At 51.9% G+C, this 20,584-nt stretch carries 18 protein-coding genes; 12 read left to right on the forward strand and 6 right to left on the reverse strand.

Translation table 11 applies throughout. The annotated features are described in order from the left end of the window. The first annotated feature begins 2 nt into the window (after positions 1-2). From KK083_RS02560 to KK083_RS02570, 3 genes are all read left to right on the forward strand, one after another. The gene (locus tag KK083_RS02560; protein ID WP_254160399.1) at positions 3-2,684 is read left to right on the forward strand and encodes a CHAT domain-containing tetratricopeptide repeat protein; all 2,682 of its coding nucleotides are present in this window, start codon (positions 3-5) and stop codon (positions 2,682-2,684) included. A gap of 211 nt (positions 2,685-2,895) precedes the next feature. Continuing rightward, entirely contained in the window at positions 2,896-3,324 is a 429-nt protein-coding gene (locus KK083_RS02565) for a hypothetical protein (RefSeq protein ID WP_254160401.1), read from the forward strand. A gap of 176 nt (positions 3,325-3,500) precedes the next feature. After that, positions 3,501-3,806 (forward strand): hypothetical protein, encoded by a 306-nt coding sequence (locus tag KK083_RS02570; protein WP_254160403.1) that lies wholly within the window; start codon positions 3,501-3,503, stop codon positions 3,804-3,806. Positions 3,807-3,828: 22 nt separating this feature from the next. On the opposite strand, the gene KK083_RS02575 is transcribed toward KK083_RS02570, so the two are convergent. The 3 genes from KK083_RS02575 to KK083_RS02585 form a co-directional block, all read right to left on the reverse strand. Next, entirely contained in the window at positions 3,829-6,123 is a 2,295-nt protein-coding gene (locus tag KK083_RS02575) for a TonB-dependent receptor (protein ID WP_254160405.1), read from the reverse strand. A 5-nt stretch (positions 6,124-6,128) separates the two neighbouring features. Then, positions 6,129-6,515, reverse strand: coding sequence for a heavy-metal-associated domain-containing protein (locus KK083_RS02580; protein WP_254160407.1), 387 nt, complete (start codon positions 6,513-6,515; stop codon positions 6,129-6,131). Positions 6,516-6,579: 64 nt separating this feature from the next. Further along, complete coding sequence (locus KK083_RS02585; RefSeq protein WP_254160409.1) at positions 6,580-7,074, reverse strand: HYC_CC_PP family protein; 495 nt, start codon at positions 7,072-7,074, stop codon at positions 6,580-6,582. A 59-nt stretch (positions 7,075-7,133) separates the two neighbouring features. Between KK083_RS02585 and KK083_RS02590 the strand changes: the two genes are divergently transcribed. Then, the gene (locus KK083_RS02590) at positions 7,134-8,129 is read left to right on the forward strand and encodes a phosphotriesterase family protein (RefSeq protein WP_254160411.1); all 996 of its coding nucleotides are present in this window, start codon (positions 7,134-7,136) and stop codon (positions 8,127-8,129) included. Between the two features lie 251 nt (positions 8,130-8,380). Beyond that, the gene (locus KK083_RS02595; RefSeq protein WP_254160413.1) at positions 8,381-9,031 is read left to right on the forward strand and encodes a protein-L-isoaspartate(D-aspartate) O-methyltransferase; all 651 of its coding nucleotides are present in this window, start codon (positions 8,381-8,383) and stop codon (positions 9,029-9,031) included. Here KK083_RS02595 and thrC read toward each other — a convergent pair. The 3 genes from thrC to thrA all read right to left on the reverse strand — a co-directional run bounded on the left by thrC (position 9,028) and on the right by thrA (position 13,865). Next, on the reverse strand, positions 9,028-10,326 hold the full coding sequence (thrC, locus tag KK083_RS02600; RefSeq protein ID WP_254160415.1) for a threonine synthase: 1,299 nt from the start codon (positions 10,324-10,326) through the stop codon (positions 9,028-9,030). The genes KK083_RS02595 and thrC overlap by 4 nt on opposite strands. A 160-nt stretch (positions 10,327-10,486) precedes the next feature. Continuing rightward, positions 10,487-11,416, reverse strand: coding sequence for a homoserine kinase (locus KK083_RS02605; RefSeq protein ID WP_254160417.1), 930 nt, complete (start codon positions 11,414-11,416; stop codon positions 10,487-10,489). 1 nt (position 11,417) lies between these two features. Then, positions 11,418-13,865, reverse strand: coding sequence for a bifunctional aspartate kinase/homoserine dehydrogenase I (gene thrA / locus KK083_RS02610; protein WP_254160419.1), 2,448 nt, complete (start codon positions 13,863-13,865; stop codon positions 11,418-11,420). 483 nt (positions 13,866-14,348) lie between these two features. On the opposite strand from thrA, the gene KK083_RS02615 reads away from it, so the two are divergent. The 7 genes from KK083_RS02615 (at position 14,349) to KK083_RS02645 (ending at position 20,580) form a co-directional block, all read left to right on the forward strand. Next, positions 14,349-14,882 (forward strand): acyl-CoA thioesterase, encoded by a 534-nt coding sequence (locus KK083_RS02615; RefSeq protein WP_254160421.1) that lies wholly within the window; start codon positions 14,349-14,351, stop codon positions 14,880-14,882. Then, positions 14,879-15,256: a hypothetical protein gene (locus KK083_RS02620; protein ID WP_254160422.1), complete on the forward strand. Its 378-nt coding sequence runs from the start codon at positions 14,879-14,881 to the stop codon at positions 15,254-15,256. The genes KK083_RS02615 and KK083_RS02620 overlap by 4 nt, the downstream gene beginning before the upstream one ends. 135 nt (positions 15,257-15,391) lie before the next feature. After that, positions 15,392-17,572: a sodium-translocating pyrophosphatase gene (locus KK083_RS02625; RefSeq protein WP_254160424.1), complete on the forward strand. Its 2,181-nt coding sequence runs from the start codon at positions 15,392-15,394 to the stop codon at positions 17,570-17,572. Positions 17,573-17,651: 79 nt separating this feature from the next. Continuing rightward, a complete protein-coding gene (locus KK083_RS02630) occupies positions 17,652-18,074 on the forward strand; it encodes a DUF2147 domain-containing protein (protein WP_254160426.1) in 423 nt (140 codons plus the stop codon). A gap of 75 nt (positions 18,075-18,149) precedes the next feature. After that, on the forward strand, positions 18,150-18,713 hold the full coding sequence (locus KK083_RS02635) for an RNA polymerase sigma factor (RefSeq protein WP_317195206.1): 564 nt from the start codon (positions 18,150-18,152) through the stop codon (positions 18,711-18,713). A 4-nt stretch (positions 18,714-18,717) separates the two neighbouring features. After that, the gene (locus KK083_RS02640) at positions 18,718-19,608 is read left to right on the forward strand and encodes a dihydrolipoyllysine-residue succinyltransferase component of 2-oxoglutarate dehydrogenase complex (protein WP_254160428.1); all 891 of its coding nucleotides are present in this window, start codon (positions 18,718-18,720) and stop codon (positions 19,606-19,608) included. A gap of 87 nt (positions 19,609-19,695) precedes the next feature. Next, positions 19,696-20,580 carry a cell division protein FtsX gene (locus KK083_RS02645; protein ID WP_254160430.1) on the forward strand — a complete coding sequence of 295 codons (885 nt, stop codon included), beginning with the start codon at positions 19,696-19,698 and terminating at the stop codon, positions 20,578-20,580. The last annotated feature ends 4 nt before the right edge of the window (positions 20,581-20,584 follow it).

Genomic DNA, 20,584 nt, shown 5'->3' on the forward strand with positions numbered 1-20,584 from the left:
CCATGAAAAAATACTTCCTGTTCATCGCTGTTTTGCTTTGCAGCATAAGATCATCTGCGCAACAGGTGATCGCCACGGCAGACTCGTTGCTGCTGAATGCTGCGTACGACAAAGCGCTCGCGGTACTCGATCAGCGCCGGAACGCCAGTGACCCGGTGCTGATATACCTGGTCGACAATAAAAAAGCCGAAGCCCTCACCCGTCTTGGTAAGCTTGAAGAGGCGGAGAAGATCCTGAAGAACCTTACAACAGAAAACACACGTCCCCTGTTTCTGCAGGGCGTCACCAGAACAAACCTTGGATTACTGTACCTCAACCAGGGAAGAAACGACCTCGCGCTCGAAGCCCTGCAGCAGGCGTTGGAGTATTTTGAAAAAGAGAATAAGGCGAAGAGCCTGGAAGCCGCGCAAGCCATCACCTACCTCGGCCTCGTCTACAATTCGACAGGCAAGAGCGCACAGGCGGAGGAGCAACTTTTGATGGCCCTCAGCATCAGGCAAAATCTGCTGAAACCGGATCATGAGCTCATCGCTGCCTCCTATAATGACCTGGGACTGGTATACCTCGGCGTTGACAACGACAAAGCACTGGACTATTATGAAAAAGCGCTGGCCATCTACGAAAAGCTTCACGGCAGGGAGCATCCCAAGATCGCCATTGCGAGCACCAACATCGGTTTCGTCTACCGCGACCTGGAGCTGTATGGCGATGCCGTGAACAATTTCGAAACCGCCCTGAAGATCTGGGAGAAAGTGTACACCCAGCCGCATCCCGCGAAGGCGTTTGTGCTGTTCAATCTCGGCGAAACGTATTTGAAAATGGGTGACTCCAAAGCTGCCCGCGGATATTATGACCGCGCCCTGACCCTGTACAGGAGCAGCTACGGTGAAAAACACCCGGACATCTCCCGAGTGCTGAACGCTATCGGCAACCTTGAAACAACGGCCCGGCTGTTTGACGATGCCCTGCAACATTATCAGCAGGCACTTGTTGCCAATGTTCACAGCTTCAACAGCGCTGACGAAACGGCAAACCCCGGACTGCAGGATTTTTACCATGGCAATGTGCTGCTCTACTCCCTCCTGCTGAAAGCCCAGGCACTGGAAGCACGCCACTTCGGAAAGTCACTGAAGTTTTCAGACCTCACGCTTGGCCTGAATACCCTTCAGCGCTGCGATACGCTGATCGACAAGCTTCGCCAGCAGAGCACCAATGAAAGTGACAAGATCTCGCTCGGAGTGATCGCCAGCGAAGTGTATGCCGACGGAGTACGCATGGCACACGAGGCTGCTGCCGTAGCGTTGCGTAAAAAGCCTTACCTGGAGCTCGCATTTTATTTTGCGGAAAAAAGCAAATCGGCGGTGCTGCTGGAAGCTATTTCAGAATCTGAAGCCAAATCTTTTGCAGGCATTCCGACGCCCCTGCTCGAAGAAGAAAAGAGCCTGAAGTCGGCCATTGCCCTCACCGCACAAAAGCTTGCGCAGAAGCCCTCGGCCGAAGAAGAAAAATACCTGCGCGAAACTTCGTTCAACCTCAACCGCAGTTATGCGGCCTTTGTCAAAAAACTCGAAAGCGAATTTCCCGGATATTTCAACCTGAAGTTCAATGCAGCCTCCCCTTCCATTGAACAATTGCAGCAGCGACTGGATCGCCACACAGCCCTGCTGAGCTATTTCATTGACGATAAGAACAACAAACTGTACATCTTTCTCATCACCTCACGCTCATACAAGGTTATTGACCATACGCTGCCCGCGGAATTCGACAAGTACATCACCGGTCTTCGAAATGCCTTATACTTTAATGTGATCGGCGCCTATGCCTCCACTGCACGTAAGCTGGAGAAGCTGCTCATTCCCGGTATTCCCGGCAGCATCAAAGACCTCGTGGTACTGCCAACAGGGAGATTGAGCATCGTACCCTTCGAAGCGCTGCTGACCGGCACAGTGAATGAGCCTAAAAATTATCAGACCTTGCCTTACCTGCTCAACCGGTATACAGTTCGTTACGAATTTTCGGCGGGCCTCCTGCTCCAGAAATCGAAACAGGCCGAAGCAAAAGCTCCCTCCATTTTTCTCTGCGCCCCTATCTCGTTCCCGGCCAAAGACAATCTGAGTGAGCTCCCTGCCACAGAATCTGAAGTGAAAGAGATCGCGCAATTGTTTGCTTCGAAAAAGATCGGCAACACACTTTTCACAGGACAGCAAGCAACCGAGCACCTGGTAAAAAGCAGTGGCCTGAAAAACTACAGCCTGCTCCACTTCGCAACGCACGGTGTAGTGGACGAAAATGCACCGGAGCTCTCCCGGATCTTTCTGCAGAGCACATCCGACGCTGAAGATGGTCACCTGTTTGCCGGGGAGATCTACAACCTTGAAATGGATGCCAACCTCGTAACGCTCTCGGCTTGTGAAACAGGACTTGGCAAGATCTCTAAAGGAGAAGGTGTCATCGGATTGTCAAGAGCGCTCGTGTACGCCGGCGCCCGCAACATCATCGTTTCGTTCTGGAGCGTTGCCGATGAATCCACGTCAGCGTTGATGAAAACCTTCTATGAACGCATGCTCGCAGCTCCTTCAGCAGGATACAGCAACACTCTGCGAGAAGCCAAGCTCACCCTGATGAAGAATGAAACGTATGCAGCACCGTATTACTGGGCTCCGTTTATATTGATTGGGTTTTGATATAAACGTCTTTCTTTCACAAACAGCCAAGCGGCCATTTCAAAGTGGTTTCTTAAGTAATTATTTTCCTTCCTCCCGAGGGGTTACCTTCATTTACCTGGAGAAATGAAACCCAGGCGATCAATTAACGTTAACATCGCAAGTAATATGAACCCCGCACGGCCATGGACTGTCGTCTGTGGACCGTGGACCATTTCCATCAGCAAAATTTATGAAAATAGCAGCGTTTTTAGCCATGATCACGATGGCTTTGATGTCCGGTTGTGCCGATCATGATGAACAGTCTGGCAGGCCCGTACAAGGCCTTTGGGGTAATGAAAAAATTTCGCTGGAAATGTCATTTTCTGAAACCGTGCGCGATCCGCTGACAGGAACCGGTATCCGCTTCAGCGATGTGACCGACTCAAGATGCCCTCAGGACATAACCTGTCTCTTACCCGGAAAAGTGCAGGCCCACCTCGATATCATTCGTAATGAAAAAGTGATCAGCTCGTTTACAATCAGCTCCGGCGAGCAGATAGAATCTTTTGTAAATCAACAATCCTTTATTTTTACATTCAGCGCGGTAACACCTGACACCCGTTCCACTGAAGGCCGGAAAGAGAATTACACGATCACGCTGGAAGTGGAACCTGAGTAGTCCACCGTGGACCGTTCTTCCAACCGTACCGCCGCGAGCCGTGTCTAATCTGAAAAGCTCTTATGAGATTAGTGCTCCCAATCCTTTTCATCGTTTTATTGGCCGCCTGTGCCGATCATAATTTGCCTTGCAGGTCCGTCAGCGGACTTTGGGGTGAGGAAAAAACCTCCGTTGACATGTCATTCGCAGAGGCGATCTGCGATCCCATTACCGGAACCAGCATCCGCTTCAGCGACGTAATTGACTCAAGATGTCCGAAAGATGTGTATTGCATCTGGGCGGGCGAAGTACGGATCAAGTTTGACATTATGAACGATGAAGAAGTGATCAACTCGTTTACGATAGGCGTCGGCGCACCCCTGGAGTTCGAGGTGAATCAACAGCTTTTTGTTTTCACCCTCAAAGCAGTTACACCTGATCCTCCGCCGGGCGACGTCAAAAAGTCCACCTATAAAATCACATTGGAGGTCGCACAGAAGTAACCACGGCGACGTTGTCCGTGGACTATTTCACCCGATATCTAAATCCCGCGTACGCCATTCTTCCGAAGATCGGTCCCCATACCATGGATGAATCGAAGTAAGGGCTGAAGGGCTTTGCAGCGCTCACAATCGGATTCTGCAGCCTATAGTTGCCGATGTTCTCAACCCCGGCATAAACACTCCAACGCTCTTTCAGATCTTTCGTAACCTGTGCATTCATCAGCACATAACCTGGTGAGTATGCGCTGAGGCGGTATGCCTCCGGGTTTGGAGCCGTATCGGGGATCCGTTGTTTTCCGAGCCACTGGAGGGTATAATCGAACTTCCATTTGCTTTTGGTCTCATATGCCAGATTCATAAAAGCCCTGTGCCCTGCGATCAGCGGTCGCGCCAATAGTCCCGTAGCATAATCCGTTTTCACATCCAGCCAACGGTAGGCCATGCGCACATCGAACCGGCGCATGAGCTGATAGTCAACCTGAAATTGCAGGCTGTGCGAGAACGACTTTCCCTCAAGACCATAAAAGTTTGCCTCACGCACTGACTTATCCATATCGAGCACCACCTGGTTTTTAAAATCCGTATAGAAGTAATCGAGGGTGATGGTGCCCGGGCGGTAGTTGAGTGTAAAGTCCTGCGAGAAGTTGAGGCCGTAGTTCCAGGCCACATCGGGTTTGAATCCGTAAGCCTTGTCAGACTGAAGCCCTGAGAACACGAGCTGTCGTGACGATACCAGTATGCCGCTGTTCTCGATCAACACGTTGGCTACGCGTGTACCCTTACCTGCGGAAAGTCTCAGCGCTGAAGTTTCTGACAGGTTGAAACGGGCATGCAGTCGTGGCGTGAACAACGTTCCGAACAAGTTGTGCCGGTCTACCCGCACACCGGCAACGATGCTGATCTTGTCCAGGTGATCGTAGGTGTACTCCACGAAAGCTCCTGGCACCCGCTCCAGCCGGTCGAAGTTCAGAATGTTCACCAGCGATTCGGTGCCGTTGCTGATCACTTTCATATCCGCCAACGTAAGCAATCGTTCGTCATAAGAATCGAAGAGAAAGCTGAGTCCGGTTTTAAACTTGTGATGGGTAGACCCGATGATGGATTGATAAATAAGATTGGCATACCCTGATCGTTCAGTCGCGTTGTGCACATTAAATCCATAGTAGCTGTCGTGCTGGTGCCGGATGTTTGAAAGCTGAAGGCCAATACTCTTGTAAGGTTTGGCCGGGAACTGGTATCCCAGCTTGCCCCAGACCTCCGTACGTTGTGTGTTGATCTCGAAGCCATAGCGATTGGTGGAGAACTTATCCATCGCTGGCTCAAAATCCTTCTGACCGCCCATTTTGTCATCCTTCAGCACCTTGATCCCGAACTGTCCGAGCCAGCCCTTGCCGCTGTTGAAGACCCAGCGGTTGATGGCATTGAGCTGCGAGCCGGTGGGGAAGTCGAGGAAGCCATCGTCGTTCTGGTCCATCATCCACGGCCGGATACTGCCATGCAGCAGGAACGTTGTAGCCCATTTTTTTCCGGCCATCGCCGTGTAGTTCAGGTTGGCCTCGCTTCTGCCCGACTGATTCAGATAACCGTTGATGTATAGTTTGTCGCTCTCCTGCGGTTTCTTCAGCTCCACATTGAGCTGCCCGGCAATGCTCTCATAACCGTTCACCACCGGTCCCACACCTTTGGTTACTTCAATGGAGTTGATCCATGTGCCCGGGATAAACTGGATGCCCTGGCTCGAAGCAAGGCCCCGTACGCCCGGCATATTCTCAATGGAGATCAGCGTGTTGGGTCCTGACAGTCCCAGCATCTGGATCTGGCGGGTACCTGTGATGGCGTCAGTGAATGCCACATCAACCGCGGGATTGGTCTCAAAGCTCTCGGAAAGATTGCAGCATGCAGCCTTGAACAGCTCTTTCTCCTGCATCACCACCGTGCTGATGGCTTTTGAATGATCCATTCCTGCAGTCGGCTTCCAACCTTCAACCGTTACTTCTTTCAGCTGCTGCAGCGATCGCAGCTCAACCTTCACATTTGTTTGATAGGTGATGGTAAGCGTATCGGATATGAATCCTGTAAAACTGATCACCAGCTTGTCTGCGCCCGCCACGCGGTTGATCATGAAGATGCCGTTCTCACCGGTGGCGGTTCCTGTTGTCGTTCCCAGCCAGCGCACGTTGGCACCCGCCAGCGCCTCCTCCAGTCCCTGCTCATTTCTGCTGGTCACCAGCCCCATCAGCTGCTGCGACAGCGCCACATTGACGCACGCAACAACCACTACGGTGGCCGCAGCAATACCTTTTGCAAAAACGCTCATATAGATCAATGATGACCTTCGTGCTTGTTGTCGTCTTTGATACCGCTGTGGTCATGGTCGCGGTAGAGGCAGCAGAAAGGAAGTTTGGCGTACACTTCGTTGCTGGCTTTCACCTTGTCGGTATCGTGACCCGCGGCGGCAACCAGCTCGTGTATTTTCTGCTCGCTGATCTTCTTCGGGTTGTAGACCACCTCCAGGTTTTTGCTCTTGCTATCCCAGGTTGCCAGCTTGATACCGGTCTGGTCAAGCGCGGTCTCGATGCGCTGTTTGCACATGCCGCAGTTGCCATAAACTTTAATGGAAGCTTTGGCGGTTTTTGCCTGCGCGAACAGCTCCGTGGATACAAAAGACAGGAAAGTAAATATGAATAAACAGATCAGATTCGTTTTCATGATGGATATGTGTTTAAGAAATAAGATGAAATGAAGTTAATGTCCGGAATACCAGTAAAACAGATCAGGCCATTAATCCATCATAAAAAACAAAACTGCAGTAGATCTTGAAACGTGGCACCTTGGGTGGTGCAGGGTCCGTGATCTTGAAAGACGGCCTTGCCGAAGGGGTCGCGGCCGCCACCAGTTGCTCGGTGTATAACTTTTCAAGTTCAAACCATACCGGAAGTACAACTGAAAGCACTGGAACAGGCTGTTGGTCATCTTCGATCTTCACAAGCTCGTGCGCATCGTCACAGCAACTGTCGCGCGCTCCTGAGAACAGGCTGCAGGGACATTTCTTTGCGTCTGCCGAGAAGAAGACCACAGAAGCCTCACGACCCATGCAAAAATGAGTAGCTTTGATGATGCCGACAGAAAAAAGCGCATAGACCGAGATCAGAACGATCATGGTGACGCTCTTTGCGATCCGTTGAACTGCTTTGATCTTTTTGGCCGACATCGTTACAAAGATAGCAACGTTGCCGCAGAAATAAAATGCCGGTTGTTCTAACGTCATCAGATACGAATGCCATCATGACATCCACCAGACGAAAATTCCTACAATCGCTCCCAGGCATGCTGATCATTGCAGACAGCCTCGCCTCCGCAGCGCTTCCACAGGCGCATCAACCGGAGATCATGACGGTAGCAGGCCCTGTGCACGCCGGAGCGATCGGCAACACGCTTACTCACGAGCACATTCTTGTAGACTTCATAGGAGCTGAACAGATCAACCCAAACCGGTGGCAACAGGAAGAAGTGATCGCGAAAGTGTTGCCTCACCTGAAGGAAGTGAAAGATGCAGGCTGCCGTACATTCATCGACTGCACACCCAATTACCTCGGCAGGGATGTTGTGCTGCTCCGGCGGCTTGCTGAGCTCAGCGGACTGAACATCATCACCAATACAGGCTACTACGGAGGCTCTGACCACAAGTACCTGCCTGCCCATGCTTTCACCGAGACAGCTCAGGCGCTGGCTGCGCGGTGGGTGGGAGAATGGAAGGAAGGCATCGATGGTACGACTGTAAGGCCAGGCTTCATCAAAATAAGCGTGAACCCGGCAGCGTTGTCAGAGATCTCGAAGAAGCTCATCAGGGCCGCTGCGCTCACACATCTGCAAACAGGACTTACCATTGCTTCACACACAGGCCCTGCAGTGCCGGCGCTCGAGCAGATCGCGCTGCTTCGCTCAGAAGGTGTTGACGCCAGCGCGTTCATTTGGGTTCATGCACAGAATGAAACAGATCTCACTTATTACATCAGCGCCGCACAGGCAGGCGCGTGGGTAAGCCTCGATGGACTCAGTGACAACAATGTGGCGGACTACACCAGGCGGTTGTCTTTTCTCCGCGATGAAAAGTGGTTGTCGCAGACTCTTGTATCGCATGATGCCGGATGGTACGATCCTGGCAAACCTGGCGGCGGAAACGTCAGGGGTTATACAACACTTTTTAAGAAACTGATCCCTGCGCTCGCACAGCAGGGCTTTACAGCGGACGAGATCGAACAATTGGTACGCAGAAATCCTCAGAATGCATTTACAACACGCGTACGCGCTGCAAAAAACTAGGTCTGACAGGGGAATAAATTTTATGATTTTAAAAGGAGAGGAGAAACTCCCCTCCTATACCTGCCCTTGCAGTAGTTTATGGATTTCTCCACGCTACTGTCAGGAGCAGGTTACACAGGAAAACGCTATGGCAAAAAGCTTTATTCACTGTGTGGAAGGACTTTAAAGTAAGGGCATAGCGATGAATTTTCCTAAAGAATTTTAGAAACTTTGTGAAGCCTGAAAAAATGGCTTTTTTGTGTCAAAATAGCATGTTGGAAGACAATTATAAGCAGCGCGGATTGCGCAATAAACTGGTGAAAAACCTTCAAAAAAAGGGCATTTCAGACCCCGTGGTTTTGGATGCGATCGGGAAGGTTCCCAGGCACTTTTTTTTCGAAAATGCCCTCCTGGAACATGCTTATCAGGATAAGGCTTTCCCAATTGGGGAAGGTCAGACGATTTCTCAACCATATACCGTAGCGTTTCAAAGTGAAAAGCTCGAAATCAGGCCGGGAGACAAGGTTTTGGAGATCGGCACCGGTTCAGGATACCAGGCGTGCATTCTTTTGGCCATGGGGGCCCGAGTCTATACTATAGAGTACAACCGGAAGCTTTACGAGACCACCCGTGACTTTTTGCCGCTGATCGGGTTCAGACCCTATTTTTTCCATGGCGATGGCTCAAAAGGCCTTCCCGCCAAGGCTCCTTTTAATAAGATCATTGTTACAGCCGGTGCCCCGATCATTCCCTCCGCCCTCACCGACCAGCTGGCGGAAGGCGGAATCCTGATCATCCCGGTGGGCGACCGTGAATCGCAGAAAATGGTAAGGATCCGCAAAAGGGACGGCCGCCTGTTCAAAGAAGAATTTGCCAATTTCGCTTTTGTGCCGCTTCTGGGCGAGCAGGGCTGGAAAGCCTAGATCCGCCGCAGGGTGCTCTTGAAGGCTTCGAAGCTGTTCGTCAGGGGCACTGTACGTTTTGTGCCGCCGAGGAATTTTTCCAGGGCCGGAGGCAGCGTGATCTTTTTGTCCAGCACCTGCTCTACCACCTCCAGGAATTTTCCGGGATGCGCTGTTTCCAGGAATACACCAACACCATTCTTTTGTTCCTGGAGATATTTCTTCAGCCCCAGGTACCCTACCGCTCCATGCGGGTCGAGCACATATTTTCTTTTTGCATATACCTGCTGCATGGCCTCGCGGGTTTCTGCATCCGTGAAAGCATATCCGCTGACGTCTTTCGCCAGCGCCTCGTAGCTGTGGCCGTAGAGGTCTATCATGCGTGCGAAGTTGCTGGGATTGCCCACGTCCATGGCATTGCTGATGGTTTGCTTTGATGGCCTGGGTTCGAATGACCGTGTGCGCAGGTATTCAGGTACAACGTCGTTGATGTTGGTGGATACGATGAAGTGCTGAATGGGAAGTCCCATGCGTTTGGCCAGCAGCCCGCCCGTGACGTTGCCGAAATTACCGCTGGGCACCGAGAATACTACGGGCCTCGACCTGTCTTTCAGTTGCGCGAAAGTCTGGAAGTAATAGAACGACTGGGGAATAAGCCTCGCAATGTTGATGGAATTGGCAGACGTCAGGAAGAATTCAGAACGCAGCTCCTCATCCTGGAACGCCAGCTTCACCAGCCGCTGACAATCGTCGAACGTACCATCCACCTCTAATGCTGTGATGTTCTCACCCAGGGTAGTGAATTGTTTTTCCTGCACCTCGCTTACTTTGCCCGAGGGATACAGCACCACCACACGGGTTCCCTTCACGCCGAGGAAACCGTTCGCCACCGCGCTTCCTGTATCGCCAGAAGTTGCCACCAGGATCACGATCTCTTTGTCCTGCTGCCGTGCGAAATACCCCAGCAGCTGCGACATGAACCTGGCGCCGAAGTCTTTAAAGGCCAGCGTAGGGCCATGGAACAACTCCAGCGCATACACATTATCTTCTACTTCCACCAGGGGCGCTTCGAACTGGATCGTCTGATCGGTGATGCGCCTCAGCTCCTGCTCCGGAACTTCATCTCCCAGCAGATGCCTGGCAACCGTGAACGCAATATCCCTGAACGACTGCTTGTGAAGTGATTCGATAAATTCCTTCGGCAACGCCCCGATCCGCTCCGGCATATACAAACCATTATCCGGCGCCAACCCCCTCACCACCGCCTCACGCAATCCTACCTTGTGATCTTTATTGTTAGTACTGTAAAATTTCATTGTTTCTGTTCTTGGTTCTTCTTTTAACTATGTTCTTCCTTGCAAGGTACAAGGTCCGATTTCGGCAGTACCCGCTCAAGTATGAAGTATGGTCCACAAAGTACGAAGCCGATCTTCAAACGGAGGCCTCCTGGCTCCTTACTCCTGGCTTCTTTTTCCTTCAAACCACCTTCGCTCCCCTGGTGTTTATCTTCGACACATACACTTCGCTCTCCAGCTTCAGCTTCTGGAACTGCTGTTGGATCACCTTCCCGGTGCGGCTTGCGAGCTCACGTTCGGTGCTCAGTGCAAAGATGGTAGGGCCTGATCCGGAGATGCCACATCCCAGTGCGCCTGTCTCTACGGCTTTCTCCTTGATCTCATCAAAGCCGGGGATCAGCAGCGCGCGTACGGGCTCGGCGATCACATCTTTCAGCGACCTGCCGATGAGCCCGAAGTCAGGTTTCATCAGGCCGGCAACGAGCCCTGCGATGTTACCCCATTGCGTGATGGCATCTTTCAACGGTATCGATGTCCGCAGCACCTGCCGGGAGTCTTCGGTCTTCAGCTCGAGGTGCGGATGCACCAGCGTACAGTACAGGTCTTCGGGTGTGGGAATGCCCACTACATCCAGCGGATCGTAGCCACGGATCAGCACAAAGCCACCGAGCAGTGACGGCGCAACGTTATCGGCATGGGCCGAGCCACAGGCAACCCTTTCGGCTTCCATGGCAAACGGAAGCAGCTCCTTGCGTTGCAGGGGCTCGCCGAGCAAGTGGTTGATACCTACCAGGGCAGCCGCGGCACTCGCAGCGCTCGACCCCATACCACTTCCCAGCGGCAGGTTCTTTTTCAGGTAAATCTCCACCCCCTCATCTTTCCTGTCTATTGCCTCGAGGAAGGCCAGCACGGCAACACTCGCTGTATTTTTCTCCGGAGCCAGTGGAAGACGCCCGCCATCACCTTCGATCTTTTTTACAACAACACCGGGTTCTTTCTTCAGCGTGAGCGTGACCTCGTCTCCGGGCTGCTCAACGGCAAACCCGAACACATCGAACCCGCAACTCACATTGGCAACAGTGGCGGGGGCAAAAGCTTTTATGGTTTTCATCTTATTTGGTATAATGACCGATCCGTATAATGTCTGCAAATACGCCCGCAGCCGTCACCGCCGCGCCAGCACCGGGGCCCCTGATCACCATGGGGCGCTCCTGGTAACGCTCGGTGGTCAGCAGAATGATGTTATCACTTCCCGAAAGGGAATAGAACGGATGTTGTTCCGTAACCGAGCCGAGCTCGACTTTCACCTTGCCATCACACAGCACAGCTTTGTAGCGGAGCTTTTCTTTTTTGGCGGCAGCCTGCGCGCGCAGTTTTTCGAACTCGGCGTCATGCTTCTGCAGCGCTGAGAAGAACTGGTCTCCGCTCATATCGCCCTGGCAGTCTGCGGGCACAAGGTTCTGGATGTGGATGTCCGCCAGCTCCAACGACAGTCCTGCTTCACGCGAAAGGATGAGGATCTTGCGGGCAACGTCCAGACCACTGAGGTCGTCGCGCGGATCGGGCTCCGTATATCCTTTGGCTTTCGCTTCCTTCACCACCTCGCTGAATTTTTTTCCTTCGGTAAAAGTGCTGAAGATATAGTTCAACGTTCCGCTGAGCACACCTTCGATGCTGATCACCTTGTCGCCGCTCAGCAGCAGGTCGTTCAGCGTGTTGATCACGGGCAGGCCAGCGCCTACGTTGGTCTCGTAAAAGAACTTGGCGCCGCGTTTGAAAGCCGTTGAACGCAGCAGGCGGTATTTTTCGTGCGAGCCTGAGTTCGCTTTTTTGTTGGGTGTAACGATGGAGATATTGGCCGTCAGGATCGCCTCGTAAAAATCAGTCACTTCCTGGCTCGAAGTGCAATCCACAAAAATACTGTTGGGCAGGTTCAGGGAGAACATCTTGGCCATGAATGAATACATGTTCATCGCCTCGCCCTTCTCCTTCATGTCGTTGATGCTTTTCTTCAACGACAACCCGTTCTCATCGAACAGCATCTTTTTGCTGTTGGCCACCGCCACTACATTCACTTCCAGCAGGTTTTCCGATGCCAGCTTGGCGAACTGCTCCTCGATCATGTTGATGAGGGCCGTGCCGATGAGACCGGTGCCCACCAGGAAGAGGTTCAGCACCTTTCTGTCTGACAGGAAGAAAGCTTCGTGCAGCGCGTTGAGTGCCTTGGCTACGTCGGCCTGTTTCACCACAGCTGAGATATTCCGTTCAGACGACCCCTGCGCAATGGCCGCCACGTTGATGCCGTTCTTTCCAAGGGCGGCAAACATACGTCCGCTGGTGCCGGGACTGTGCTTCATGCCATCACCTACCACGGCTACGATCGAAAGCTCACCCTCGACCTGCACCTCGTCGATCTCTTCGTTCCTGATCTCGTTCACAAATTCCTTTTCGATGGCGGTTTTAGCAACACGCGCATATTGACTTTCTATAGCGATACAGATGGAGTGCTCGGAAGAAGCCTGGCTGATGAGGATCACGCTGACCTTCTCACGGGCGAGCGTGGCGAACAAGCGCATGGAGACACCCACCACGCCCAGCAAGCCACTACCCTGCACGTTGAGCAGGCTGACGTTGTTCATGGACGAGATGCCTTTGATGAGCTTGCCATTGCTTGACTCGGCATGGATCACCGTGCCCACGAAGCCGGGGTTAAAGGTATTTTTGATCCAGATGGGAATGTGGTTGATCATGGCAGGCTGCATCGTGGCCGGGAAGATCACCTTGGCGCCGAAGTGCGAAAGCTCCATGGCTTCCTCGTAGCTCATCTGCGGTACAGTGAATGCTTTCTTCACCAACCGCGGGTCGGCCGTCATCATGCCGTCTACGTCGGTCCAGATCTCCAGGTCTGAAGCATGCAGCGCGCCGGCAAAGATCGCGGCAGTATAATCGGATCCGCTCCTGCCCAGTGTAGTGGTCTCACCGCTTTCAGAGGTGGCGATGAAACCGGTGATGATCTGCACGTCCTGGTGATGTTTGAAATGATCGATGATCTGCTTGTTGGTGGTCTCGAAATCCACCTTGGCATAACCATATTGATTGTCCGTTCTGATAACGGTGCGTGCATCGAGGTATTCGGCGGCGATGCCCTGGTCTTTCATCACTTCAGCGATGATGTAGGCAGAGAGCCGCTCACCGAAGCTCATGATGTAGTCCAGCGTGCGGGCCGTCCGCTCTTTTACGAGGTACACACCATGCAGTACGTCTTCAAGCTCGTTGATCTTGATCTTGACCTGCGCGAGGATGCCGCTCTGCTTTTGTACGCCGATCAGTTCGCGCACAGCATCGAGGTGGCGCTTCTGCAGTTGTTCCAGTTTTTGTTTGTATTCCAGGTTGCCTTCCAGCGCAAGCGTGCTGATCTGGATGAGCTGGTCGGTAACGCCTCCGAAAGCGGAAAAGACAATCGCAACGTCACTGCCCAGGTAAGGTTTGGTGATCTCTATCACTGATTGTATGCGTGCAGGCGTAGCTACCGAGGAGCCCCCAAACTTCAAGATCTTCATGTAAATGTATTTGTAGTGTTAAAAGTTTTTGATTTTCGAATGGTTGACGATTAAACAGTCCACTTCCTGGAAATGGCATAATCGCACGGGGGTTGGGTAGAAATGCACATACGGGTCACCCCGTAATGATGGTAGTTGTGGTAATAATGGTAGGGAAGGTGCAGGCAGTATGTGTCATCCGGGAAGATGAGCTGTTGCACGATATGTTTTTGCCTGCGTTCATGATTACTGATTCGAAATAATGAAATGATCGAGTTGTTTGCAAAGTATTTTTTGTGATTTTTGTGCGAACTAACGGTTATTAGCTGATTGCAAACGTTACCGGAGTTGGTTGCCAGTTGCCTGTTGCCGGATAGCCAGTTAGGAATGAGTGTTATTGACACAAATATTGATTTCACTTTTGTGGGAGTACACCAAACTTAGAATCATAACACCGCCTCAACCGGTAACTGGCAACCGGTAACTGGCAACTAAATTGAGCGCATGCCCAAGAAAAAGAAATATCCCCGCGAATCGTTTGTGAGCATGACAGAGCTTGTGCTTCCCAACGACACCAATACACTGAACAACCTCATGGGTGGGAGGCTGATGCACTGGATGGACATCGTTTCTGCCATCGCTGCGCAGAAACATTCCAACCGCATTGTGGTCACCGCCTCCGTCGATAACATTTCGTTCAGGCATCCCATTCAGCTGGGCAATGTGGTTACCCTCAAGGCGAAGGTGACACGCGCGTTCAGCTCGTCCATTGAAGTTCGCATCGATGTAGACGCAGAAGACATTCCTTCCGGGAAAAAAATGGAAAGCAACAGCGCATACTTTACCTTTGTGGCCGTTGACCAGTCGGGCAGGCCCATCGATGTTCCGGAAGTTGAACCGGAGACCGAAGAAGAAAAGGCGATGTACGAAGGCGCGCTGCGCAGAAGACAGCTGCGCCTGATCCTGGCGGGACGTATGAAACCGCAGGAAGCCAATGAACTGAGATCCATCTTTGATATTAAAGAAACACAAGCTTGAGTCAATCCGCATTCACTCACCTCTTTCAGGAAACCCTTTATCAGCTGCCGCCCCGGGTTGTGGTGGTAACCGCCAAACCGTGGGAAACTTACTCCACTGACGAGCGGGCGCTGCTGGCCAAGATCCTGGCTTCTGTCAGGCTCGGTCTTGCTTCCGTTCAGATCGTTACCCAGCCAGTGTTGGCGCTGGCGTCGCTGGCTGCCTATGCGCCGTCAAAAGTGCTGGTGTTCGGGGCACAAAGCGAAGGCATGAAGTCGTACGAGACGATCCAGGCACAAGGTTTTACGGTGATCAGGGCCGATGACCTGTCTGCACTGGATGATGTTCGAAAGAAAAACCTCTGGCTGGCGCTCAAAACCATGTTCGGGGTGTGACCCCGGCGCCAAAGACTTAAGCCTCACAGTGTTTGGCCGTTCTAGTACTTATTCTATCTTTGCGCAAATTTTAGAGCCATCCAGACCATCCGGATGGTTTTTTTAACGATAAACCAGACTCCAAATATTTTAAACATGAACAGTATTTTATATCTCATTCCCGCACTAGGTATTGTTGGGTTAGTTGCCATGGCCATTAAATCGGCCTGGGTAAACAAACAGGATGCAGGGGAAGCCAACATGCAGGAGCTTGCCGGGTATATCGCCAATGGTGCGATGGCCTTTTTAAGAGCGGAATGGAAAATACTGGCTTATTTTGCCGTGATCGCCGCCATTTTACTGGGCTGGTCTGGTACCCTCGTTGAAGATTCACATCCCATTATAGCTGTGGCCTTCCTTATCGGCGCGGTATTGTCTGCGTTCGCCGGTTACATCGGCATGAAGATCGCCACCAAAGCCAATGTGCGCACCACACACGCCGCCAGAACAAGCCTCGCACAAGCCCTCAAGGTCTCCTTTACCGGAGGCTCTGTAATGGGCATCGGTGTGGCAGGCCTTGCCGTGCTGGGTCTGGGCGGTCTGTTCATCGTCTTCTTCAACTTTTTTGTTCCCGAAGGTGCCGCCATCACAGGCGTTGAAATGAAACGCGCCATCGAAGTGCTCGCCGGTTTTTCACTGGGTGCCGAATCCATCGCTCTGTTCGCCCGCGTAGGTGGTGGCATCTATACAAAAGCTGCCGATGTGGGTGCTGACCTTGTTGGTAAAGTGGAAGCAGGTATCCCTGAAGATGACGTGAGAAATCCCGCTACCATTGCCGATAACGTAGGCGACAATGTGGGAGACGTTGCCGGTATGGGCGCTGACCTTTTCGGATCTTACGTTGCCACCATCCTGGCCACCATGGTATTAGGACAGGAGATCGACGCTTCTTCAGATAACTTCGGAGGCATGTCCCCCATCCTGCTGCCCATGCTGATCGCCGGCCTCGGACTTATCTTCTCCATTGTAGGAACCTGGTTCGTGAGGATCAAAAATGAAACCGACAGCGTGCAGCGCGCACTCAATATTGGTAACTGGTCGTCTATCGTTCTTACAGCCATCGCTTCTTATTTCGCCGTTCAGTACCTGTTGCCTGAAACCCTTGTACACCGCGGTGTGACCTTCACGTCTACGAACGTTTACATGGCCATCATCGTCGGTCTCGTTGTAGGAACGCTCATGAGCATGATCACCGAGTACTATACCGCTATGGGCAAACGCCCTGTGCTCTCAATTATCAAACAATCCGGTACAGGTCATGCCACGAACATCATCGGTGGTCTCTCGGTAGGTATGGAATCTACTGTATTGCCCATCATTGTGCTGGCCGGTGGTATCATCGCTTCTTATTATTTCGCAGGACTGTATGGTGTTGCCATTGCCGCTGCCGGTATGATGGCCACCACCGCCATGCAGCTGGCGATCGACGCGTTCGGTCCCATTGCTGACAACGCCGGAGGTATCGCAGAGATGAGCCAGTTACCTGCAGAAGTACGTCACCGTACCGATAACCTCGATGCTGTTGGAAACACCACCGCAGCTACCGGAAAAGGATTTGCCATCGCCTCTGCCGCGCTCACGTCACTGGCGCTGTTCGCTGCCTTCGTAGGCATCTCGGGCATCACCGCCATCGACATCTACAAGGCGCCTGTACTGGCCGGCCTGTTCGTAGGTGGAATGATCCCTTTCATTTTCTCTTCACTCGCCATCGCTGCAGTAGGTCGCGCTGCCATGGACATGGTAAACGAAGTAAGACGCCAGTTCAAGGAGATCCCTGGCATCATGGAATATAAATCGAAGCCGGAGTACGAGAAGTGTGTTGCCATTTCTACCAAAGCATCTATCCGCGAAATGATCGCTCCCGGCGCCATTGCCCTCATCACCCCTGTCGTAGTAGGATTCATCTTTGGTCCTGAAGTGCTGGGTGGTATGCTGGCCGGTGTAACCGTTTCAGGTGTGCTCATGGGTATGTTCCAGTCCAACGCCGGCGGCGCCTGGGATAACGCCAAGAAATCTTTCGAGAAAGGTGTGCAGATCAACGGCCAGACCTTCTACAAGAAATCAGAGCCTCACAAGGCATCGGTAACCGGAGATACTGTAGGCGATCCTTTCAAGGATACGTCAGGTCCTTCCATGAACATTCTCATCAAACTGACCTCTATCGTGGCGCTGATCATTGCTCCGCACATTTCTGAAAAGGAACACGCCAGCGCGGAAAAGAACGAGGTAGCAAAACCGAAAATTGAAGCCGTAAGCCAGGTTTCAGCAGAAAACTAGCACCGGCAGCCAAATAATGCCATAAAAGAAGGCCCCTTTACGGGGCTTTTTTTATTTTTGATGGTTTACACCATAGTCTATGAAGTTTTTACCGTTTGTGTTTATCATCATATCCATTGCGGGAAACTGCCAGTCTATCACCGGCCGCTGGACAACCATAGATGATGATTCTGGTGAAGAAAAATCCATCGTGGAGATCGCGGAAAGAGGCGGCAAATTTTATGGGAAAGTGGTCAAGATCTTTGTAAAACCCGGAGACGATCCGGATCCGGTATGCAAAGATTGCCCGGCGGATGACACCCGGCACAATAAGAAGATCATCGGCATGGAAATTATCCGCGACCTGAAAAAATCAGGCGATGAGTACGCTGATGGGGATATCCTGGACCCTGAGATTGGCAAAGTTTACCGCTGTAAACTTTGGATCGAAGGAGGTAATTTGAAGGTACGGGGATACTGGGGACCTTTTTTCAGGACGCAGACATGGAAAAGAGTCTTATAAATCAGACGAACGTTATTTTTAGTCGATAAACGGTCCATTTAATCGTAACGCAAGAGGTTACAAAGCACCGCAACAATGGTATACAGGTCGAGCTCATCCATGAACGAAAAAGAGATTTTCGAACGCATCCAGAAGGGTGACGAAAAGGCGCTTGAGTTCTTGTATAAAAAGTACTATCGGATGATGACCAAGCTGGTCATCACCAACAGTGGAACAGAGGAGGAGGCACGGGATATTTATCAGGATGCCCTGATTGTTTTCTGGCAGAAGGCTACTTCCGGCAACCTGGTCCTTACCTCGAAGATCAGCACCTACATCTACAGTATTTGTCAGAACCTGTGGAGAAAGGAGCTAGACCGGAAGAAGCGGCTCTCCAATGAGGAGAAAGATTCTTCTGTAACCCTCGACACCGAAACCGCTGAAAAGGAAAAGATCATCGCCCGCTGCATGGAACAGCTGGGGGAAACATGTAAGAAGGTTTTGATGTACTATTATTTTGAGGAAATGTCGATGCAGGATATCGCTGAGAAGCTCGGCTTCGCCAACACCGATACCGCCAAGACCAAAAAATATAAGTGCAAGAAAAAGCTGGATGAGTTAGTGAAAGCTCAGTATTCTGAGCAGGACTTTTTAGATTGAAACAATGGCAGCAGAACGCGACTTGGAATTACTGGACGACTACCTGGCAAACCGCCTTGATGAGCAAGGCCGGCGTGCATTCGAACAGCAATTAAACTCAGACCCCGGTCTTAAAACTGAATACGAATTACAGCGGCAGCTGGTCAGCGGCATTCAAAAAGCACGCGTTGCCGAATTGAAGGCAATGCTCGGCAATGTAGCCGTACCAGCGCCTCCCAAGGGTGCCGCCATCGGAACCAAGATAGCCCTCTTCACTGCCGTGGTAGGCGTTGTGGGAACAGGCATTTACCTGTACCTGAACCAGGACCAGCAGAAAGAGGATCTGACCGAAACACCGGCAAAACAACAGGATAACACCACACCGGTAACACCACAATCACAACCCGAATCGCAGGCGCAGAAACCTGCCGAGAACCCGGCTCAGGTCACCGAGGAAGAGCCCTATTCGGAAGAACCGGTTACCACGGAACATACACCGGCCCAAGCACCCAAGGCTGTTAAAAAACCCAAAGCGGGTGCTGACAGTGCTACCAAAGAGCCTTCCATAGAAGTTTACGATCCTACCGAGGACGCCGTTGAAGGTGACCGCACCCAACAGCAGAACGAAGAAGCAGCCAAAGAGGCCAACCGCACTTCGATTGCCGTGGAGATCGATGCCTCGAACAAGAAGTATAACTTCCATTATAACTTCAAGGATGGCAAGCTGTTCCTGTACGGTCCTTTCGAAAAGAACCTGTACGAGATCATGGAGTTCTTCACCGACGACAAACGCACCATCTTCCTGTTTTATAAGGACCAGTATTTCCTGCTCCGGGAAGAGCACACAAAACCGAAGCCCCTCACAGCGATCACCGATCCGGCGCTGCTGAAAAAGCTCAGGGAATACCGAAATTAATCTTCAGACCACTGCGCACAGGCCCTGGCGCCGGCAGTGGTCAGACGACTACCGCGAACCGGATTTTTTCCTACCTTTGCTCCCTTCATGGAGAGATCGTATCGAAAAAAGAAGCTGGGAGGTTACCCCGCCGCGGGCGTTGTGGTTAGCGTAACGCTGGCCCTGTTTGTTGTGGGCCTGTTTGGCCTGCTCATCATCTACTCACGTCAGCTGGAAGAACAGGTACGTCAGAACATCCGCATGCAGGTGTACCTGAAATCGAACCTCACCGAAAACCAGCGCCTCCAGATCGAGAACAAACTCCTGTCACAACAATTCACTGCGAAAGAAAAAGGCAAGGCGGTCACCTTCATTTCCAAAGACGAGGCTGCCAAAAAATTCATCGCCGAAACGGGTGAAGACTTTACAAAATTCATCGGTGAGAATCCCCTGAAAGACGCTTACCTCGTCAACATCGACCCTTCTTACCATACGCCGCAGCAGATGGAAAAGATCAAGGCCGACATCCAGAAAATGAGCGGCGTGTTCCAGGTCTTTTACGTGGAGGGCCTCATAGAATCCGTGAACGACAACGTGATGAAGATCGGTTTGTTCCTCGGAGCCCTGATCCTGATCCTGCTGATCACCGTGATCCTGCTCATCAACAATACATTAAGGCTGGCCATGTTCTCGCAACGCTTCCTCATCAGAAGCATGCAGCTGGTGGGCGCCAGGAACTGGTTCATTCAGCGGCCGTTCATTCTGCGCGCCGCCGGATACGGGCTGCTCAGTGGCGTTATTGCCGCCGCCCTGATGTGGCTCCTGACCGACTATGCCCGCACCCGGATCACAGACCTGAACCTGTTGCACCGGGAAGACCAGTTCTTTATCTTGCTGGGAACGTTGCTGCTGCTGGGAATGCTCGTTGCTGTACTGAGCACGTTCTTTTCCATCCGCAAATACCTGAAAATGTCACTCGATCAATTGTACTGAAATA

The organism is Chryseosolibacter histidinae (assembly GCF_018598225.1).
GTDB classification, from domain to species: domain Bacteria; phylum Bacteroidota; class Bacteroidia; order Cytophagales; family Cyclobacteriaceae; genus Chryseosolibacter; species Chryseosolibacter histidini.